This window comes from Pandoraea commovens (genome assembly GCF_024704525.1).
Classification (GTDB): domain Bacteria; phylum Pseudomonadota; class Gammaproteobacteria; order Burkholderiales; family Burkholderiaceae; genus Pandoraea; species Pandoraea commovens.
The window spans coordinates 5,428,477-5,444,905 of the sequence record NZ_CP102780.1 but is presented as its reverse complement, the minus strand read 5'-3'; the positions used below and the strand labels follow the sequence as shown (position 1 = coordinate 5,444,905).

The 16,429-nt window shown below is 62.3% G+C and carries 13 protein-coding genes and 2 tRNA genes; 5 read left to right on the top strand and 10 right to left on the bottom strand.

Annotated elements, in window-relative coordinates:
- Nucleotides 1–11: 11 nt before the first annotated feature.
- Together yiaY and exaC are read right to left on the bottom strand one after the other, a co-directional pair.
- Nucleotides 12–1,160 carry an L-threonine dehydrogenase gene (yiaY, locus tag NTU39_RS24520; RefSeq protein WP_257958771.1) on the bottom strand — a complete coding sequence of 383 codons (1,149 nt, stop codon included), beginning with the start codon at nucleotides 1,158–1,160 and terminating at the stop codon, nucleotides 12–14.
- 160 nt (nucleotides 1,161–1,320) lie between these two features.
- On the bottom strand, nucleotides 1,321–2,841 hold the full coding sequence (gene exaC, locus NTU39_RS24515; RefSeq protein ID WP_257958770.1) for an acetaldehyde dehydrogenase ExaC: 1,521 nt from the start codon (nucleotides 2,839–2,841) through the stop codon (nucleotides 1,321–1,323).
- A gap of 325 nt (nucleotides 2,842–3,166) precedes the next feature.
- Here exaC and NTU39_RS24510 point away from each other — a divergent pair, with 325 nt between their 5' ends.
- Entirely contained in the window at nucleotides 3,167–5,116 is a 1,950-nt protein-coding gene (locus NTU39_RS24510) for a sigma-54-dependent Fis family transcriptional regulator (protein WP_257958769.1), read from the top strand.
- A gap of 45 nt (nucleotides 5,117–5,161) precedes the next feature.
- Here NTU39_RS24510 and NTU39_RS24505 read toward each other — a convergent pair whose 3' ends face one another.
- The 5 genes from NTU39_RS24505 to NTU39_RS24485 form a co-directional block, all read right to left on the bottom strand.
- Nucleotides 5,162–5,626 (bottom strand): CreA family protein, encoded by a 465-nt coding sequence (locus tag NTU39_RS24505; RefSeq protein ID WP_150666203.1) that lies wholly within the window; start codon nucleotides 5,624–5,626, stop codon nucleotides 5,162–5,164.
- A 174-nt stretch (nucleotides 5,627–5,800) separates the two neighbouring features.
- The gene (locus NTU39_RS24500) at nucleotides 5,801–7,183 is read right to left on the bottom strand and encodes a CsgG/HfaB family protein (RefSeq protein WP_257958768.1); all 1,383 of its coding nucleotides are present in this window, start codon (nucleotides 7,181–7,183) and stop codon (nucleotides 5,801–5,803) included.
- A gap of 78 nt (nucleotides 7,184–7,261) precedes the next feature.
- Complete coding sequence (locus NTU39_RS24495) at nucleotides 7,262–7,912, bottom strand: hypothetical protein (protein WP_150666202.1); 651 nt, start codon at nucleotides 7,910–7,912, stop codon at nucleotides 7,262–7,264.
- 50 nt (nucleotides 7,913–7,962) lie between these two features.
- Nucleotides 7,963–9,102, bottom strand: a complete 1,140-nt coding sequence (locus tag NTU39_RS24490) for a hypothetical protein (RefSeq protein ID WP_257958767.1) — start codon at nucleotides 9,100–9,102, stop codon at nucleotides 7,963–7,965.
- Nucleotides 9,093–10,286 (bottom strand): hypothetical protein, encoded by a 1,194-nt coding sequence (locus tag NTU39_RS24485; protein WP_246184730.1) that lies wholly within the window; start codon nucleotides 10,284–10,286, stop codon nucleotides 9,093–9,095. Before NTU39_RS24485 ends, NTU39_RS24490 begins: the two co-directional genes overlap by 10 nt.
- Nucleotides 10,287–10,509: 223 nt before the next feature.
- Here NTU39_RS24485 and NTU39_RS24480 point away from each other — a divergent pair.
- From NTU39_RS24480 to NTU39_RS24470, 3 genes are all read left to right on the top strand, one after another.
- Nucleotides 10,510–10,585, top strand: a tRNA-Ala gene (locus NTU39_RS24480).
- Between the two features lie 17 nt (nucleotides 10,586–10,602).
- Nucleotides 10,603–10,678: transfer RNA gene (locus NTU39_RS24475), tRNA-Glu, on the top strand.
- A 132-nt stretch (nucleotides 10,679–10,810) separates the two neighbouring features.
- Nucleotides 10,811–11,035, top strand: a complete 225-nt coding sequence (locus NTU39_RS24470; RefSeq protein ID WP_039393487.1) for a hypothetical protein — start codon at nucleotides 10,811–10,813, stop codon at nucleotides 11,033–11,035.
- A gap of 19 nt (nucleotides 11,036–11,054) precedes the next feature.
- Here the strand turns inward: NTU39_RS24470 and NTU39_RS24465 are convergent, their stop codons facing one another.
- From NTU39_RS24465 to NTU39_RS24455, 3 genes are read right to left on the bottom strand one after another with little or no spacing between them, the layout of a single operon-like run.
- Nucleotides 11,055–12,257, bottom strand: coding sequence for an acyltransferase family protein (locus tag NTU39_RS24465; RefSeq protein ID WP_150666200.1), 1,203 nt, complete (start codon nucleotides 12,255–12,257; stop codon nucleotides 11,055–11,057).
- Between the two features lie 13 nt (nucleotides 12,258–12,270).
- A complete protein-coding gene (locus NTU39_RS24460; protein ID WP_039393485.1) occupies nucleotides 12,271–13,260 on the bottom strand; it encodes a DUF6492 family protein in 990 nt (329 codons plus the stop codon).
- Between the two features lie 18 nt (nucleotides 13,261–13,278).
- A complete protein-coding gene (locus NTU39_RS24455) occupies nucleotides 13,279–15,408 on the bottom strand; it encodes a GumC family protein (protein WP_257958766.1) in 2,130 nt (709 codons plus the stop codon).
- Nucleotides 15,409–15,664: 256 nt separating this feature from the next.
- On the opposite strand from NTU39_RS24455, the gene NTU39_RS24450 reads away from it, so the two are divergent.
- Nucleotides 15,665–16,381 carry a polysaccharide biosynthesis/export family protein gene (locus tag NTU39_RS24450; protein ID WP_150666198.1) on the top strand — a complete coding sequence of 239 codons (717 nt, stop codon included), beginning with the start codon at nucleotides 15,665–15,667 and terminating at the stop codon, nucleotides 16,379–16,381.
- Nucleotides 16,382–16,429: the final 48 nt, after the last annotated feature.

Sequence of the window (16,429 nt, the reverse complement as noted above, 5' to 3'; positions counted from 1 at the left end):
CCGCGTCGACTTCAGAACGCTCGCAGGAAAATCGCTTCGATTTCCGCTTGCTCAGCGCGACGCGGGTTGGTGAACCCGCAGGCGTCCTGCATCGCGTTGGCGGCGAGCGTCGGGACGTCTTCCTTCTTCGCCCCGAGTTCGGCCAACCCCGACGGAATGCCGATGTCCTTCGACAACCGGCGAATCGCCGCGATGGCGACCTTTGCACCTTCGTCGTCGCTCAGCCCTTCAACCTTCTCGCCCATCGCCTGCGCGATGTCTTTCAGACGCGCCGCGCTGGTGCTCGCGTTGAACTCCTCCACGTGTGGCAACAGAACCGCGTTGCACACGCCGTGCGGCAGATCGTAGAACCCGCCCAACTGGTGCGCCATCGCGTGCACGTAACCGAGCGACGCGTTGTTGAACGCCATGCCCGCCAGAAACTGTGCGTACGCCATGTTCTCGCGTGCGTTCATGTCGTCGCCGTGCGACACCGCACGACGCAGATTCTGCGAGATCAGCGTGACGGCCTTGAGCGCGCACGCGTCGGTGATCGGGGTGGCAGCGGTCGACACGTAAGCTTCGGTGGCGTGCGTCAGTGCATCCATGCCGGTCGCGGCCGTCAGCCCCTTGGGCATCGCCGCCATCAGCGCCGGATCGTTGACGGACAACAGCGGTGTGACGTTGCGGTCGACAATGGCCATCTTCACATGACGCTTTTCGTCCGTGATGATGCAAAAGCGCGTCATCTCGCTCGCGGTCCCGGCCGTCGTGTTGATCGCGACGAGCGGCAATTGCGGCTTCTTCGACTGATCGACGCCCTCATACTCCGAGATGTGGCCGCCGTTCGTCGCACACAGTGCAATCCCCTTCGCGCAGTCGTGCGGCGAGCCGCCACCCAGCGAAATCACGAAGTCGCACTGGTTCTGCTTCAGGATTGCCAGACCGGCTTCGACGTTGCTCACGGTCGGGTTCGGTTTCGCGCCGTCGAAGACGACCGATTGAATGTCCTGCTGCGTCAGCAGCTTCGCCACCTTCTCGGCGACGCCCGCCTTCGCGAGACCGGCATCGGTCACGATCAGAGCGCGGCGGAAATGGTATTGGCGCAGGGCGGCAATCGCTTCGTCGAGGCTGCCCACGCCCATCATGTTGACGGCGGGAATGAAGAAAGTCGTGCTCATCGTCATGCTCCTTATCTGTTCTGTGAGGGGCACTCCCCGCGCGCAAATGGCGCGACGGGGTGTCCAGAATCATCTTTTGCATGCATCAAAGACAGCATCGCACTCGCTGCGCGATGCGTCTTTGATCTACTGCAAGGTCACATACGACTAGAGGGATTGCTCAGAAGAAGCCGAGCGGATTGACGTCGTAACTCACCAGCAAGTTCTTCGTCTGCTGGTAGTGGTCGAGCATCATCTTGTGGGTCTCGCGACCGATGCCGGACTTCTTGTAGCCGCCGAACGCCGCGTGAGCCGGATAGAGGTGATAGCAGTTCGTCCAGACACGCCCTGCCTGAATGCCACGGCCCATGCGATAGGCGCGATTGATGTCGCGCGTCCACACGCCTGCGCCCAGACCGAACTCCGTGTCGTTGGCGATGGCGAGGGCTTCCGCTTCGTTCTTGAAGGTCGTCACACCCACCACCGGTCCGAAGATTTCCTCCTGGAACACACGCATGTGGTTTTCGCCCTTGAGCAGCGTGGGCTGGATGTAGAAGCCCGACGCGAGCGGACCGTCGAGCATCTCGATGCCGCCGCCCGTCAGCACTTGTGCACCTTCCTTGCGCGCCAGATCGAGATACGTGAGGATCTTGTCGAACTGCTGTTGCGACGCCTGCGCGCCCACGGCCGTCTCGGTATCGAGCGGATCGCCGCGCTTGATACGCTCGACCCGCTTCATCACCACTTCCATGAAAGGCTCGTAGATCGATTCCTGAACGAGCGCACGCGACGGACATGTGCAGACCTCGCCCTGATTCAGGAAGCCCAGCACGAGGCCTTCTGCGGCCTTCTCGATGAATTCCGGCTCGCCGTGCATGATGTCGTCGAAGAAGATGTTCGGCGACTTGCCGCCCAGCTCAACCGTGCTCGGGATCAGGTTGGCGGCGGCGCGCGTCAGGATGTGATTGCCGACGGGCGTCGAGCCCGTGAAGGCGATCTTGGCGATGCGCTTGCTCGTCGCCAGCGCTTCACCGGCTTCGCGACCGAAGCCCTGCACGATGTTGAGGACGCCCGGCGGCAACAGATCGCCGACCAGCTCGGCAAACAGCGTGATCGTGAGCGGCGTTTGCTCGGCGGGCTTGAGCACCACGCAGTTGCCTGCCGCGAGTGCGGGGGCAAGCTTCCACGCCGCCATCAGCAGCGGAAAATTCCACGGGATGATCTGACCGACTACGCCCAGCGGCTCATGGAAGTGATACGCGGCAGTGTGCTCGTCGATCTCGGCGGCGGTGCCTTCTTGCGCACGGATGCAACCGGCGAAGTAGCGGAAGTGATCGACGGCCAGCGGCAAATCGGCGGCGAGTGTCTCGCGCACTGGTTTGCCGTTGTCCCACGTCTCCGCCACGGCGAAGCGCTCCAGTTGCGATTCCAGCCGGTCGGCGATCTGCAACAGAATGCGCGAGCGGGCCTGTACGGACGTCTTTCCCCACTTGGCCGCCGCCGCATGGGCCGCGTCGAGCGCCAGTTCGATGTCTGCGCCGTTCGAGCGAGGGAATTCGCCGATGACCGCGCCGGTGACTGGCGACGTGTTGGTGAAGTACTGGCCCTCGACGGGCGGCACGAACTTGCCGCCGATGAAGTTCTCGTAACGCGGTTGCAAGGACAGCAGGGAACCGGGCGTGCCGGGCGGGGCGTATTTCATGTTGTGTCTCCGGATATCGTTGTAGCGCGGACGTTGACTGCGCGAGACGCTACTAAGCAAGTCGTGGGCCAGACCCTGCCATTCGCGCAACGACGTGCCCCGCCGGCATGCGGGACAGCACGGTGTGTACCGATTCCGTGACACCTGTGTCCTGCGGTGTGGCACACGTTGTCTCAGGACCGTGACACTCCCGCAGGCGTCAGAGCCTGCGTCAATCGCTTTGCGTTTCCCGATTGACATGGCGCATTGCAATCGCTTCGCGCATGGGGGATGCTTCGGGAACGATACGAGATCATCAGATCATCCGGCACGGGGGAGACGACCAATGCCAGCCAGTACGCAAGCCGCACACGCACGCCGTGTGCTGAACGTCGCACAGGGCCATTCGCCATCGGGCTCGGTGGCGACCGACCCGAACATCGCCAGTTCGTGGCGGCGCTGCCTCGACACGCACGCGCTCGACCCGGGCGCACGCATGGCGCCGCGCGTGCTCGAATCCTCGCAATTGCGCGAACGCCGCAGTGCGATGGAACGCCTGCGCAACGTCTCCATGCCAGTGTTGGAACGTCTGCAACGTCAGCTGATGAACCCGCGTCAGGCCGTGTTGCTCACCGCCCCGGACGGCGTGATCGTCGACTCACGTCTGCATGACGGCACTCGCGACGACTTCCATCGCGCCGGGCTGTGGCCGGGGGCGGACTGGAGCGAGTCTTGCGAGGGCACCAACGGTATCGGGACGTGTGCCGTCGAGCGCGCGCCCGTCATCATCTGTCAGCAGGATCACTTTCGCGCACTGCATACGCCGCTCACTTGCACGGCGAGTCCGGTGTTTGCGCCGCAGGGCGATCTGCTGGCGGTGATCGACGTGTCCTCCACCAGTACGGATCTCACGCGTCAGAGTCAGTTTCATACGCTGGCGCTCGTCAATCTGTCGGCGAAGGTTGTCGAGAGCGAGTATTTCTTCCAGCACTATCGCGACGAATGGCTGCTGCAATGGCAAGAGCAAGCCGACCATCTTGGTGGGTTCGCGCAGGCGCTGCTCGCGTTTGACGATGCCGGGCGCGTGCTGGCCGCGAATCAAAGCGCACTGAATTGTCTTGGCGTGACGCGCGACGCGCTGGTGGGCACGCGCGTGGACCGATGGTTCGTGCAGACGCTCGACGCCCTCCTCGCGCGGGCGCATCCGTCGCCGAGTACGTGCTGGCCGTTGCACGCCAATACCGGTGCGAACGCCGGGGAGTCGTTGCTGGCGATGCTGCGCGCACCTGCACGTGTGCTCCGGCGTGCGCCCAGTGTGTCGCGCCCTGTGCCGGAGGTTCTCACTGAGCCGTTCTCAGATCCCACGCTGGCGCGCGCGTTCTCAAAGGCATGCCGAGTCTTCGCGCACGACGTGCCCGTGCTGATTCGTGGTGAAACAGGTAGCGGAAAAGAAGTGTTCGCGCGCGCGGTACACGCGGCGAGCGCACGTTCGGGCGGGCCGTTCGTCGCGCTGAATTGTGCGGCGATTCCCGAGTCGCTGATCGAAAGCGAGTTGTTCGGCTACGTGGGCGGCAGCTTCACCGGCGCGCGCAAGGAAGGGATGACGGGCAAGCTGTGGCAGGCGAACGGCGGCACGTTGTTTCTCGACGAGATCGGCGACATGCCGTTCGCGATGCAAACGCGTCTGCTGCGCGTGCTGGAGGAGCGGATGGTGTCTCCACTGGGCGGTGGCGAACCGGTGCCGCTCGACATTCGCGTGCTGAGTGCCACGCATCGCGATCTCTCCGAACGCATCGAAGAGCGCTTGTTTCGCGAGGATCTGTTCTATCGCCTGAGCGGGCTCGAAGTCACAGTGCCGCCGCTGCGCGAGCGCGAGGATAAGGCGGAGGTGATTGAACGACTGTTCACTCAGGCGGAAGTGTCTGGCCATGGCCCCGCAATGCATGTGACGCCCGCCGCGCTCGACCGGTTGTGTCATCACACGTGGCCGGGGAATGTGCGTCAGATGCGCAGCGTCATTCGGACGCTGGTGGCGCTCAGCGAGAATGGCGTCGTCACCGTTGACGATCTGCCGGACGAATTGCGCGAAGCGGGAATCGCGGTGGCGGATGTTTCACCGTCCGATTCAACAACCGACGGATTGTCCCAGGCACCGCTGGAGGCGGCCGAGCGTCAGGCGCTGCGTGCGGCGCTCGACGCCTGTCAGGGGCAGGTAAGTGCCGCGGCGCGACGGCTCGGCGTGAGCCGCAACACGCTGTATCGCAAGCTCAGGCGCTTCGGGTTGCTGCGCGGGTGACGTCACGCAGCACGGCGTCGACGTCAACGCCCACCCTCGCAAGCATCACTTCATCGGAATCTGCGTTGCACGATCCACTGGCACGGCCGTGACACTGTTTTGCGGCGAGCCGTCGATGAGCTTGTCGGAGTAGGTGAGATAGACGAGCGTATTGCGCGCCTTGTCGACCATGCGCACGATGCGCAGCTTCTTGAAGAGGGGCGACAGCCCTTCGGAGAAGACTTCTTCTTCCTTGGGGAGCGGGCCGGTGAAGGAGATCGGGCCGACCGGACGGCACGCGATGGACGCTTCGGCCTTGTCCTCGGCGAGTCCCACCATGCCCTTGAGGCCGCCGGTTTTGGCGCGCGAGACATAACACGTTACGCCGTGCACTTTCGGATCGTCGTACGCGTCGACAACGATCTTGTGATCCGGGCCGAGGAACTTGAATGCGGTGCTGACATCGCCGATCTTCTCGGCGTGGGCCCAACTCGCGGCGAGCATCAGCGCCAGCGCGACTACTTTCTTCATGAGCGTGTGTCCCGTCAAAAACTGCGGAAGCGGCGACGATCGCCAGCCATGCGCGTTGCGGATTCTACTCGCATCGCGTGACCGGCGACCATCGCCGCTTCAGCCCTTCCGGGAACCTCTCTTGCGCCGTCGTCGCGCGTCCTCATATCGGACTGACGCGACGGGCATGGCGTCTTACCACTTGTCGTCCTGCGCAGGCGCTGTCTGAGCACCCGCCGACGGCGCAGACTTTTTCGCCGCCTTCGGACCGGCCGATGCTACGGCTTGCGTCCCGGCTTGCGCCGCAGCTTGTTGCGACGCCTGTGCAGGACGTCCTGCCAGCTCGCCGCGCACCTGAAGACCGGCAATCGGCAGCGTGTCGAGGTTCAGACCGGCACGCACGTTGTCCAGATGGCCGTACGACAGGTTCTGCGTCACGCGTTCCACGACCAGCTCGCAGCACGGGTTCTCGGTGCGGCCGAGGCTTTGCCCCGTCTGCGGATCCTTGAACTCGTTGCCCATCGCCACGACCGCGTAACGGCCGCCTTCGCGCAGCGCCTGACCGCCCTGGCTGACGACGACGTTGGTGCCGTCGCGGGCGAGCACCGTGATTGGGAACGTCGATTGCAGAATCGCGCTCACGATGGCCTTGCTGGCCTGATCGGTCATCTCGGTGAGAATGCGCTGGCTGTCGACACCGTTGCTCAGCGTGGTCGGGGCCGTCGCAGGCATCGCGTTGCTCAACGAACCGGCTGCTGTCACCTGACGCGTCGCCACGTTCACCATCTTCTGCGAGAGTGCCCAGCCGCCCGAATAGCTCACGAGCTGACGATCGCTCGTGCGCAGCTGGCGGGCCATACGCGTGTAGTTGAACGCGCTCACGCGCGCACTCCACACCAGGTCGGCGCTGGCTGCCTGCGAGAGCTTCGTCAGCTCGGCGCTCGGGGCCTGACCGGACGCGATGATGTCGAGTTCATGCTCGATCTCCGGGCTCATCTCGCGATCGAGCACGGCGAAGCGTCCGGTTTGCACCAGCGCATCGCTCACGCGTTGACGCAGCACGGCCGCCACTTCGCTCGACGGCACCGCGATGTCGCCCATCGGCAGACGATCCTGCGCAAACAGCACCGGGCCGACGACGACTTTCAGCTTCTGCATGTCGGCAGACGGCTTGAACTTCGCGATGTCGGCTTCGATGGTGGCCTTGAAACGCTTGTTGAGCACGCCGGGTTCATCGAGGCTCAGTACGCGCAGGTGCTGAATTACGCCGCCCGAACGCTGCGCGACGACTTCGGCAAAGGCATTCGCGCGCAGCGATGCCGAATCCTGACCAAGGCTGACGTCGAGGCCGTACTTGGCAACGACGCTCTGTGCTTGCACAACCGCGCCGTTGACCTGCAACAGCGCGAGCTTCATGGCTTCCGTCGTGGCTTCGCCAGCGGTGTCGCCGAAGCCCGAGGCCGTCACCTTTTCGGTTTCTACCTTGCCGACGTCCGGCACCGGGGCGGCGGCGGACGGTGCCGAGGCAGGGCCTTGCGCCTGAGAAGTGTCAGCCGCCTTTTCGGAGCAGCCAGCCATAAAAAAGAGGGCCACCAGGGCCCCCGTGAGCGATTTACGCATCATGTCGTTGTTATGTGTGGTGTCGGCTTGCCGTGATTACAGAGCGGCGAGGGCCTTCGTGGCGTCCGACGGCACTTCGATACCGTTGCTGCGCGCGAAGTCGATGGCGTTCTTGAGCGCCTTGCCAGCTTCCGTCACCGAGCCGGGGAAGTTCGACACAACGTAGGCCGCGCCGCCCAGCGACGTCAGCGCCATCGGCGATGCGCTCTTCATGTTCGTGCCCATCGACGTGACGTCGTTACGCATGCCAGCGTAGTGCACCATACCCAGCGCGAGGTGGCCGAGGCCTTGTGCGAAGGTCTTCTTCGAAGCGTCGTCGAGCACCGGCTTTTCCTTGAGCTTCGCTGCAATGGCGCCGCTCGTGTCGCCCACGGCGTTCACGGCCTTCGATGCCGAATCCTTATCCTGCGTCGAACCCGACGACAGTTGCGCCACGACAGCAGCGGCCTGCTCGGCTTGCGTCTTCAGACCCAGCGCTTCGCCCATCTTGGCGTTCGCGTTGAGCACGTCGACGTTAGCGGCAACGTAGTTCTTCACGAGTGCGGCTTGCTGGCCGCTCAGGTCCACCGAGCTGTCCGACTTGCTGCCGCCGCCGACCAGGCTGGTCAGGCCGCCGAGCTGGGCGTACGAAGCGCCCGAAACACCAACGAATGCAGCTGCAACGGCGCAGGCAATGATCTTCTTCATGAACGTCTTCTCCACAGGGGATGAATGAAACGGATTAGTGAGTCGTGCAATTAACGCAAGCTGAGATTGGTGATCTGGCTGGTCAACTCGCGCGAGGCGTTGTTGGCCGCCAGACGCAGCGCATTGGTACGTGCTTCTTCTTCCGTCGGGCCGGTGCCCGCGTACTGCACGGGGCCGACCGACGCCACGGTGTCGGGAATGGTCTGGCCGATGTCGAGCAGCTTCGCGTTGACCGTGACGGCCACGCGCATCAGGCCCGAGTTCGGATCGCGGTCGGCGAGGCCGACGTCGAGCGTGCCCAGCGCGATGTAAGCCATCTTCGCCACGCGCATGCCACTGACCATCGACGCGAGCGTTGCAGGCTTCAGATCCATGCCGCTCTTATAGTCGTTCTCAACGTTGGCGACCTTGAACTGCCCGCCGGTGTACGGCTCGACCAGTGCCGCTTCGTTGACCTTGAAGCCTGCCTTGGCGAACGTCGACGTGAAGACTTGCGACAGGTTGGCGCTCGGAATGAGACGGTAGGTCGAATCGGTGGCGCGACGCGTGGTGCTGCCGCCCGTCTCGACCGACGCCGAGCTATGCACCGAAGCTGCGACCTTCGAGTTCGTCGACGCATTCGTGCCAATCGAATTGCCGCGAATGTTCTCGCCTTCGATGCCTTGCTCCGATGCGCTGACCTGCGCATTCACGTCCGCTTTACGGTCGATGCGCTTGTAGACGCGGTCGTCGTAGGCGCGCGACGTGCCGACTTCGCGCGACACGAAGATGAACGCGAGCGGCGAGCGTGCGGCCGGGCCGCCCTTGACGACGGCGGAGTTCGACTTCACGGCGTTGCGCAGGTTGGCGACGTTGAGCGAGACGCGCACGGCCACCGTGTATTGCTTCTTGTCCGAGTTCTCGTCTTCCGCCAGGATTGTCGAGTCGAGAATGTAGCGATCCGGCTCGGCGAGAATCTTCTGGCGAATCGCGTCGAAGTTCTCCGACTCGGCTTCGCCCGCTTCGGCGTAGTAGAACTCTACGGCCTTCAGTTGGGCGGCGGACAGGGCGCGCGCCTTGTCGTCACGCGAGATCGACCAACCCTCGTAGGTCACGGTCGCCTTGCCACGGGCTTGCTGCACCTGGGCCATCGCGCTCGATGCGAACAGCGCCGCAGCGAACATGAGCATCAGTTTCTTCATCACTTGCATAGCTTCATCAATCCCATCGTCTTGTCGATTTGCGACGAAATGTCCGACGCCGAAGCGGCAGACTTCACCCATGACGTGTCCTTACCGGCCACCGATTCGGCCAGCTTCACGAACAGTCCGTTGACGGAGTCGTAATACGCAGGGAAGTCGTCCACCCACGTTTGCGATGCCGGTACTGGCTTCACCTCGCCGTTCTTGAGCGACGTGTTGAGGTACGTCGCGCCGGTCAGCGGCTCGCGAATGGCGATATCCGCATAGCTGCCGTAGATGTACGCGGTACCGACGGCGTTTTCGCTGTACTTGATCTTCTTGAAGTTCTTCAGCGAGACATCGATTTCGTAGTCGGGCTGCGGCAGCTTCAGGTTGTAGATGGTGCCGTCCATGATCTGCATCGACATCACGTTGCCGATGGCGTAGCCCTTCGAGTACGGCACGACCGGCACGCCGATGCGCGTGGAAATGGCTTCGCTCACCATGTCCGCTACCCAGGTCTGGGCGGCGGCGGGCGTCGCCTTCAGATAGTCGGGCAGGAAGGCGACGGCTTCGGGCGTCACGTCGACGTGGGTGACTTGCAGGTAGCGCGGGGCCTGATCGGGCAACTGCGCTTCGGCAACGGACGACGCGAAGCGCGCATACAGTCCGGGCTTGCCGTTCGCACCGTCGTACACCATGCGCACCCGGTCAAGGACCTCGGCTCGCGTCGGCTCATGGTCGAGATTGTCGACATAGCCGAAACTGACCGGATAGGAGCGCAGCACCGTCATCGACTTGAAGTCGAAGAACAGCACCTGACCGCGCAACAGCACGAAGAGTTTGCGAATCGCACCGAAGCGCTCGACGGAGACTGTCTCGGTATTGACGACGAGCGACACGACGAGTGCCTGATCGCGCCCCTTGAGCTGATCGATGGGGCCCGTGGTCAGCTTGAAGTGCTGCGCAGGATTCTGATTCACGGCTGCCAGCAGACGCTTGTAGGGCGAGTCGCCCGTCGTCTTCAGGCTGGCTTCGTAAGCACGCGAATAGGGAAATCGTTTGTCGATGCTGGCGGCGTCGCCGCCGTAGGCTGCGCCTGCAAAAGTGACTGTCTTGTCCGTCGTCTGGGCCTGAGCCTGCCCCGCAAACGTCACTGAGAATGCCGTCGAAATAGCGACAGCAAGACGGAAGAGAAACCCGCCGACTTTCATGTTGTTATGCTCCCCGTTACGCATCCGCAACTAACGGATGCGAGATCGCGGAATACTGGATTACTAACGATTTTCAGTCAATGAAATGCGTCGACATCCTATCTAAATTGATAGGTGCTTCGCTGGGCCTCATGTATGGGGTATGTAGGTGCGTTTCCGGGGGCTGTTACCGAGAGGAGTTGCGGGTTTTCCCCAAATGCGCTATAGTCACGCCTCTTCGCACGGGGGTATAGCTCAGCTGGGAGAGCGCTTGCATGGCATGCAAGAGGTCAGCGGTTCGATCCCGCTTACCTCCACCAAACGAATGACGATTTTTGTCCCCTTCGTCTAGAGGCCTAGGACATCACCCTTTCACGGTGAGTACAGGGGTTCGAATCCCCTAGGGGACGCCATCTAACGGCAACGGTGTGACATTGGCACATCGAAGTCGACCGGCGTCAGATTCGCACAGCGTCGGTCATGCAAAACAGAAAGCCGGGTGTCTTCACGACATCCGGCTTTTTTGCGTATTTTTGGAGTTTTCGATGAGCAAACCCGCGCTCACTCTCAAGTTCAAGTGCACCAAGTGCGCCAAACCCGTCACGCTGTACTTGCAGAAGACGACTGCCTGCTCGCACATCACGCCCTATCAGGGCTGGTGCAAGTGCGGCCAGCTGATGCGCCACGCCACGGGCGACAAGGACGCTGTCGCGTCGTTCGTCGACTCGATGGACCCGCTCTGGTCGCATCACCACCATCACCATCATTGAGCGTTAGCAAGTTAGTGGGTTAGCGGGCGGCGCTCGTCGCCGAGCGCCCGCCGATCCACGCCAGACGCCGCCGAAGGAACGTCTGCGCCGGTGCTTCGAACGCGCGAAACACCCCGCGCGCCAGCGAGAACACCACGATCAGGTACGCCGCCAGGAACCACGGGTTCAGGGCGAGCGTCGCGCTCGACATGCCCATGCGGTGCAGAACGATCACCGTCGTCAGTTGCAGCGGAAAGTGGATGAGGTAGCTGGAGTAGGTCGTATTGCCCAGATTGGCGATGGGCCGTGCCAGCCGCTCGGGAATCCACGGCTCGATTGCGTGCAGCAGAACGATGGAGACCGGTGCGATCACCGTCGCTGCCAGATATTTCGTCCCGCCGAAGACCGCGCAGAACGCGATCAGCCCCACATAGGCCAGACAGCAAAGCACGACCGTCGCACGGCGGTGCTGCTCGATCATGTCGCGCAACCGCTCGTAGATCAGATGCACTGCGCCGCCCATGAAGAAATAGAAGGCGCAGAAGACGATGTTCGATTCGCTGCCCTTGATCTGCAGATGGATCAGCCATCCACCTGCTGCTGCCGACGCACACATCAGCAGCAACGTCCACACCAGCCCGATGCGGCAGAAGCGCGCGAGCAGGAAGAACGCCACGTAAATCACGATTTCCGTCGAGACACTCCACACCGGGCCGTTGAAAGAGTCGGTGTAAGGTGTGAGCCAGCCGGACGCGAAGATCACGTTGACGAAGAAGTCGTACGGCGTGTTGTACGGGTAGACGAAGAATGCGGCGTTCTCACGCACGTAATACGCCTGCAACAGCGCCACGGCGATGAGCGTGACGATATGCAACGGATATAGCCGCGAGAAGCGATTCAGGAAGAACAGACCGCCGGAGACCTTGCGCGCGACGATCTTCGACAAATAGCGATTGAAGAAGATGAAGCCGGAGATCGTCCAGAAGACGTTGACGCCGAGCCATCCGAAATCGTAGAACGGATGCAGTAGGGCGTAGAGCGGCTGAGCGCTGCGCACGACGTCGATAGACGCCGTCTCCGGGCGGAAGAAGAAATGCTGGTAATGCCAGATCAGCACCGCGAACGCACTGAAGAAACGCAGAATCTCGATGCCGACCATCCGGCCTTTGGTGCTGCTTACTGCTGCGTTCACTGCCGCGTTCACTGCACCGTCCACGCCGTTCCCCGTCTTGCGACTGCCCATCAACCTACCCCGGTCACTTGATACCCGTTCCGTTGCCCAGCAGCTTCTGGACCATTTTCAGTCCTTTGCGGACCACGGCGGAGTATAGCTCGGCGCCCTTGAGCACCGGGTCGACGTGACGGTCGTACGGTTGAATCTTGATCGGGAAATACGGCGAGAGCTTCGCCACCACCTGATCGAGCGGGATCTTCGTGTTGCTCTGAACCACGGCGAACAGACCGTCGCTCTCGGGCGCGAAGTAGTGGGCGGCGTCCCACTCCTGCATTTTGTCGGCGAACCACACGCTTTCGTCTGCGTGCAGCGTGCGCTGCGGCGGCACAGCCTGCGTGTGGTACTTGTCTAGCAGACCGGCACGCTCGGCGTTGAGCCAGTACAGCGTGTATTCCGTCCAGTCGATGGCGTAGTTCGCGAGCAACACGCGCTTCCAGTCGGTGCCGTTCACGGCTTCGAGCCGCTCCTGCAACGACACACACAGCGATCGCGAGAGCGTGGCGGGCGTCCACCAAACGCCTTCGCGATCCAGATGCGGATCGACGTCGAGCAGCTTGGCCGACGCTTCCCAGTAGTACGGCTCGACGCTGCGGCCTTTGAGGTGCGTAATTGCGCGTCCGTCGACGATCAGCGAGTCGTAGTCGAAGTGATGCGTGGCGAAGCAGTCCGGATCGAAGATCAGGAAGTATTCCGTCTCGATCCACTCCGGGGCATTGATCTTGATGATCTGCTGACGGTGCCAGTTGCGAATCTGGTGACGCTGCGAGAACTCGTTGAACGCGCCCATGTACAGCGATTCGTCGATCACTTCGATGGGGAAGTCGGACCACGCTTTCGCGTAGCCGCGCACTTCCTCCACTTCGTCGTGCGGCACGATGATCACGAAACGATGGAACAGCGACGGCGTCGTGAAGTGACGCAACGACGAGAACAGAATGTCGCACCGGCCGATGTTGTCGGCGTAGTGACGTCCACGTGTCTTGATCGGCAGAATCGCGCTGATTTGTTGCATGTTGGGCTGAACCGACGACTAGAAGAACCGGTAGATGAAGCTCGGAATATAACCGCGACGATGCGTGAGCGCCACGCCGATCAAACGGCCACCGACGTCTTCGACCTGCGCCTTGAGCCCGGCGATGACCGGCTTGCGCGTGGCTTCCGCGCGCACGACCAGCACCGTAGCATCCGCCAGCGGAGCGTTTTCGATGCCGGTGAACGACTGGCTCGACGGCGGCGCATGAACCACGATGTAGTCGTGCGACTCACGCAGGGCATCGAACAGACGCGTGACCAGTTGCCACGACGACGGCACCGCGCCACTGTGAGGCTGCGCCACGACAATATTGTGACGGTCGACACGCGTGAATCTCAGATCGGTCAGCACACTCGATTCGTCCGTGCCGGTCGGCTTGACGGCGTCGACGCTGGTTGTGCCGCTGCCGCCGTTCGACGGCCACTCCAGCAGACCCTGCGCATTCGGCTTGCCGTACATCGGCGAATCCGGCGTGGAAGCGATGTCGAGAATCAGAATCGGCTTGCCGGAGCGATGTTCGAGTTCGCTGGTCAGGCCCTGAATGACGGACGAGAGACCGTCGTTCTTGCCGGTGGACAGAGCCATGACGACCTTGGCGACGCCGTCCGTGCTGCTGTTGATTGCGGCAATCATGCGGCCATAAGCCAGATGTGCTGGCCGCGCGTAAGCCGGTTCGACGTTCGCGCCGGTACTGGCTGCCGCACCTGCGGCGGCGGCTCCACGACGGTCGCCGCCCAGCAGCACGGGGGCGTTCACCACCGGCAACAGCAGGGCGCGCTCGACTTGTTCGGGGCTGAGGAACGTCTCGCGCAGGCTCGACAGAATCAGCACCGTCAGCGCGGAGATCAGCAAACCTGCGGCAATCGATGCGGCGATCAGCAGACTGGCCGAGACACTGCGTTGCGACGGCGGGAACGGCGCCTGAATCACGCGCACGTTGGTGCCGTTGATCTGGCTGACCTGACCCTGTTGCACGCGGGCGAGTTCGACCTGACGCGAACGTTCCTTGAAGCTGTCGGCAAGAATGTCGCGACGCGCCTGCAACTGGCTCAACTGGCTCGACACGTCGCTCATGCCTTGCAGCTTGTCGCGCGTTTCCTTGATCTGGGCTTCGAGCGCGGTCTGCTGTGCGACGCCACCGGCAATGCTGGCGTTCAGCACGGCCAGACGTTCCTGCACGACGTCGAAGTAGTTGTTATGCCCCATGCGCGTCGCCGTCATCATTTCCTGACGCTGCTTCGCGATGTTCGCGCGCATGTCGGCGATCTGCTTGTCGAGCTGCACGACGAAGGGCGACGTCGCCATGTAGCGCGACGCGAAGTCCGCACGCTTGTTCTCGAGTTCGCTCAGCGAGCCTTGCAGAATGTTGATCGCACGGCTGGTTTCGGAGTCGTCCGTGTAGATCGGAATCGTGTTGCGGACATCTTTCGTCGACGATTGCAACGACTTCAGTTCGCTGCGGTCCTGCGCGAGCTTCGCATCGGTTTCGAGCTTGCGCTGCACCAGCTGCGATTCGAGCTGCACGGCTCGCGACGTCTGATCGTCGATCTTGACGATGCCGTGTTTCTTCTGGAACGCGAGCAGATCGGCATCGGCCTTATCGAGTTGCTTGCCTACGTCGTCACGCTGGCTGACCAGCAGATTGACGCGACCTTGCGTGAAGATCGACGCGCGCTGACGGAAGTACTTGTCGAGCAGGCGCGCCAGCGCATCGGCGGCGGCCTTCGGGTCCGTATCCGAATACGTCAGCGTGATCGTGTTGGCGAGATCGTTCTGTTCGATGTGAAGGCGCTTCTCGAAGTTCTGCAGTTCGCGATCAATGTCGCTGGCCGTCGCACCCGGTCCGAGCTTCGAGAGAATGACGTCCCGATGCAATTCCGGACTCGACAGAATCTGCGCTTCCACGCCGTTCAGCTGTCCCGGCGGCGGTTGCAGCGATACGCCGCCGTTCGGATTGTTGGTCTGGTCGTAATACCCCGCATTGAGCACGAGCAACGTGGCCTGCGCGCGATACGGAATCGGCACGAAGAGCGCAACGAGCACACCGAGCGCCACGATGGCGAGGAACACCGTCGTCGCGATCTTGCGGTAGTAGAAAAGTGTGTTGAGGTAGTCCCGGATCGTCACGTCGACGACCGCAGCGTGCCGGTCAGGCCTTGTTCTAGTCGTAATTGCCATAGGGATGCAAGAAGCGGAAAGGTTGCCCGACCAAGGTAGTTGGTTTCAAGGCGCATATATTACGCAAGAAAGTCCCCGGAAAGTCCCCCTAAATCGTGCATTATCGTAAATCCGACGCTGATTTGTCGTGCTTGGCGAGACGGCAGAAGTGCACTAGAGTACGGTCCAAACCGTGAAACCACCTCGGCCTCGTGCCATCTGTCCCATGAATATGCTCCGCCCGGCCTGTGTACTGGCGCTGATGGCGCTGACGGCCTGCTCCCACACCTGGGTCGACACCAAATACCAACAACCCGATCGCTTCGCGACGTGGGTCGACGCCACGCCGAGTCCGTACAAGTTGTTGCCGGGTGACGACATTTCCGTCGTGTTGCCTTTCAACATCGAACTCAACTACAAGGGCCGTGTGGCCCCTGACGGCACGGTCGCCATGCCGTTCGCGGGCAATCTGCCTGCGGCGGGCCAGACGCTCGCGCAGTTCGGCGATACGGTCAACCGGGCGCTCGCGAACAACCACATGACGGCCAACGCGATGGCGATGGTCGCCGTCACGCAAACCGCTGCGCACGTCTTCGTCGGCGGTGAAGTCGGCAAGCCGGGTGAACTCGCACTCACGCCGGGCATGAGCGTGATGCAGGCGATCATTACCGCGCAAGGCTTGCTCGATACCGCACGTACCGGCGAAGTCGTGCTGATTCGCCGCAGCCCGGACGGTCGTCCGATGTTGCGCACCGTCGATATCAAGACACTCACGCAGCAAGGCGATCCGGCGCAAGACATCGTTCTGCAATCGAACGACACTATCTTTGTGCCGAAGTCGTCCATCGCCGAAGTGGATCTGTGGGTCGACCAGTACATCAACAAGGCACTGCCGTTCAACAAGAACGTCAACTACGACATCAACGGCGCTCGCAGCTTCTGATCGCCTGAGCTCAGCCGTCGCACGATGTTCGCGACGGCTGATGTCGTC

Bases quoted from the DNA above. Each gene is read 5' to 3' on its own strand.
- yiaY (WP_257958771.1), bottom strand. From the start codon at position 1,160: ATGAGCACGACTTTCTTCATTCCCGCCGTCAACATGATGGGCGTGGGC.
- NTU39_RS24500 (WP_257958768.1), bottom strand. From the start codon at position 7,183: ATGGCTGGCTGCTCCGAAAAGGCGGCTGACACTTCTCAGGCGCAAGGC.
- NTU39_RS24510 (WP_257958769.1), top strand. From the start codon at position 3,167: ATGCCAGCCAGTACGCAAGCCGCACACGCACGCCGTGTGCTGAACGTC.
- NTU39_RS24490 (WP_257958767.1), bottom strand. From the start codon at position 9,102: ATGCAAGTGATGAAGAAACTGATGCTCATGTTCGCTGCGGCGCTGTTC.
- NTU39_RS24485 (WP_246184730.1), bottom strand. From the start codon at position 10,286: ATGAAAGTCGGCGGGTTTCTCTTCCGTCTTGCTGTCGCTATTTCGACG.
- NTU39_RS24470 (WP_039393487.1), top strand. From the start codon at position 10,811: ATGAGCAAACCCGCGCTCACTCTCAAGTTCAAGTGCACCAAGTGCGCC.
- NTU39_RS24460 (WP_039393485.1), bottom strand. From the start codon at position 13,260: ATGCAACAAATCAGCGCGATTCTGCCGATCAAGACACGTGGACGTCAC.
- NTU39_RS24495 (WP_150666202.1), bottom strand. From the start codon at position 7,912: ATGAAGAAGATCATTGCCTGCGCCGTTGCAGCTGCATTCGTTGGTGTT.
- NTU39_RS24450 (WP_150666198.1), top strand. From the start codon at position 15,665: ATGAATATGCTCCGCCCGGCCTGTGTACTGGCGCTGATGGCGCTGACG.
- NTU39_RS24505 (WP_150666203.1), bottom strand. From the start codon at position 5,626: ATGAAGAAAGTAGTCGCGCTGGCGCTGATGCTCGCCGCGAGTTGGGCC.
- exaC (WP_257958770.1), bottom strand. From the start codon at position 2,841: ATGAAATACGCCCCGCCCGGCACGCCCGGTTCCCTGCTGTCCTTGCAA.
- NTU39_RS24465 (WP_150666200.1), bottom strand. From the start codon at position 12,257: ATGGGCAGTCGCAAGACGGGGAACGGCGTGGACGGTGCAGTGAACGCG.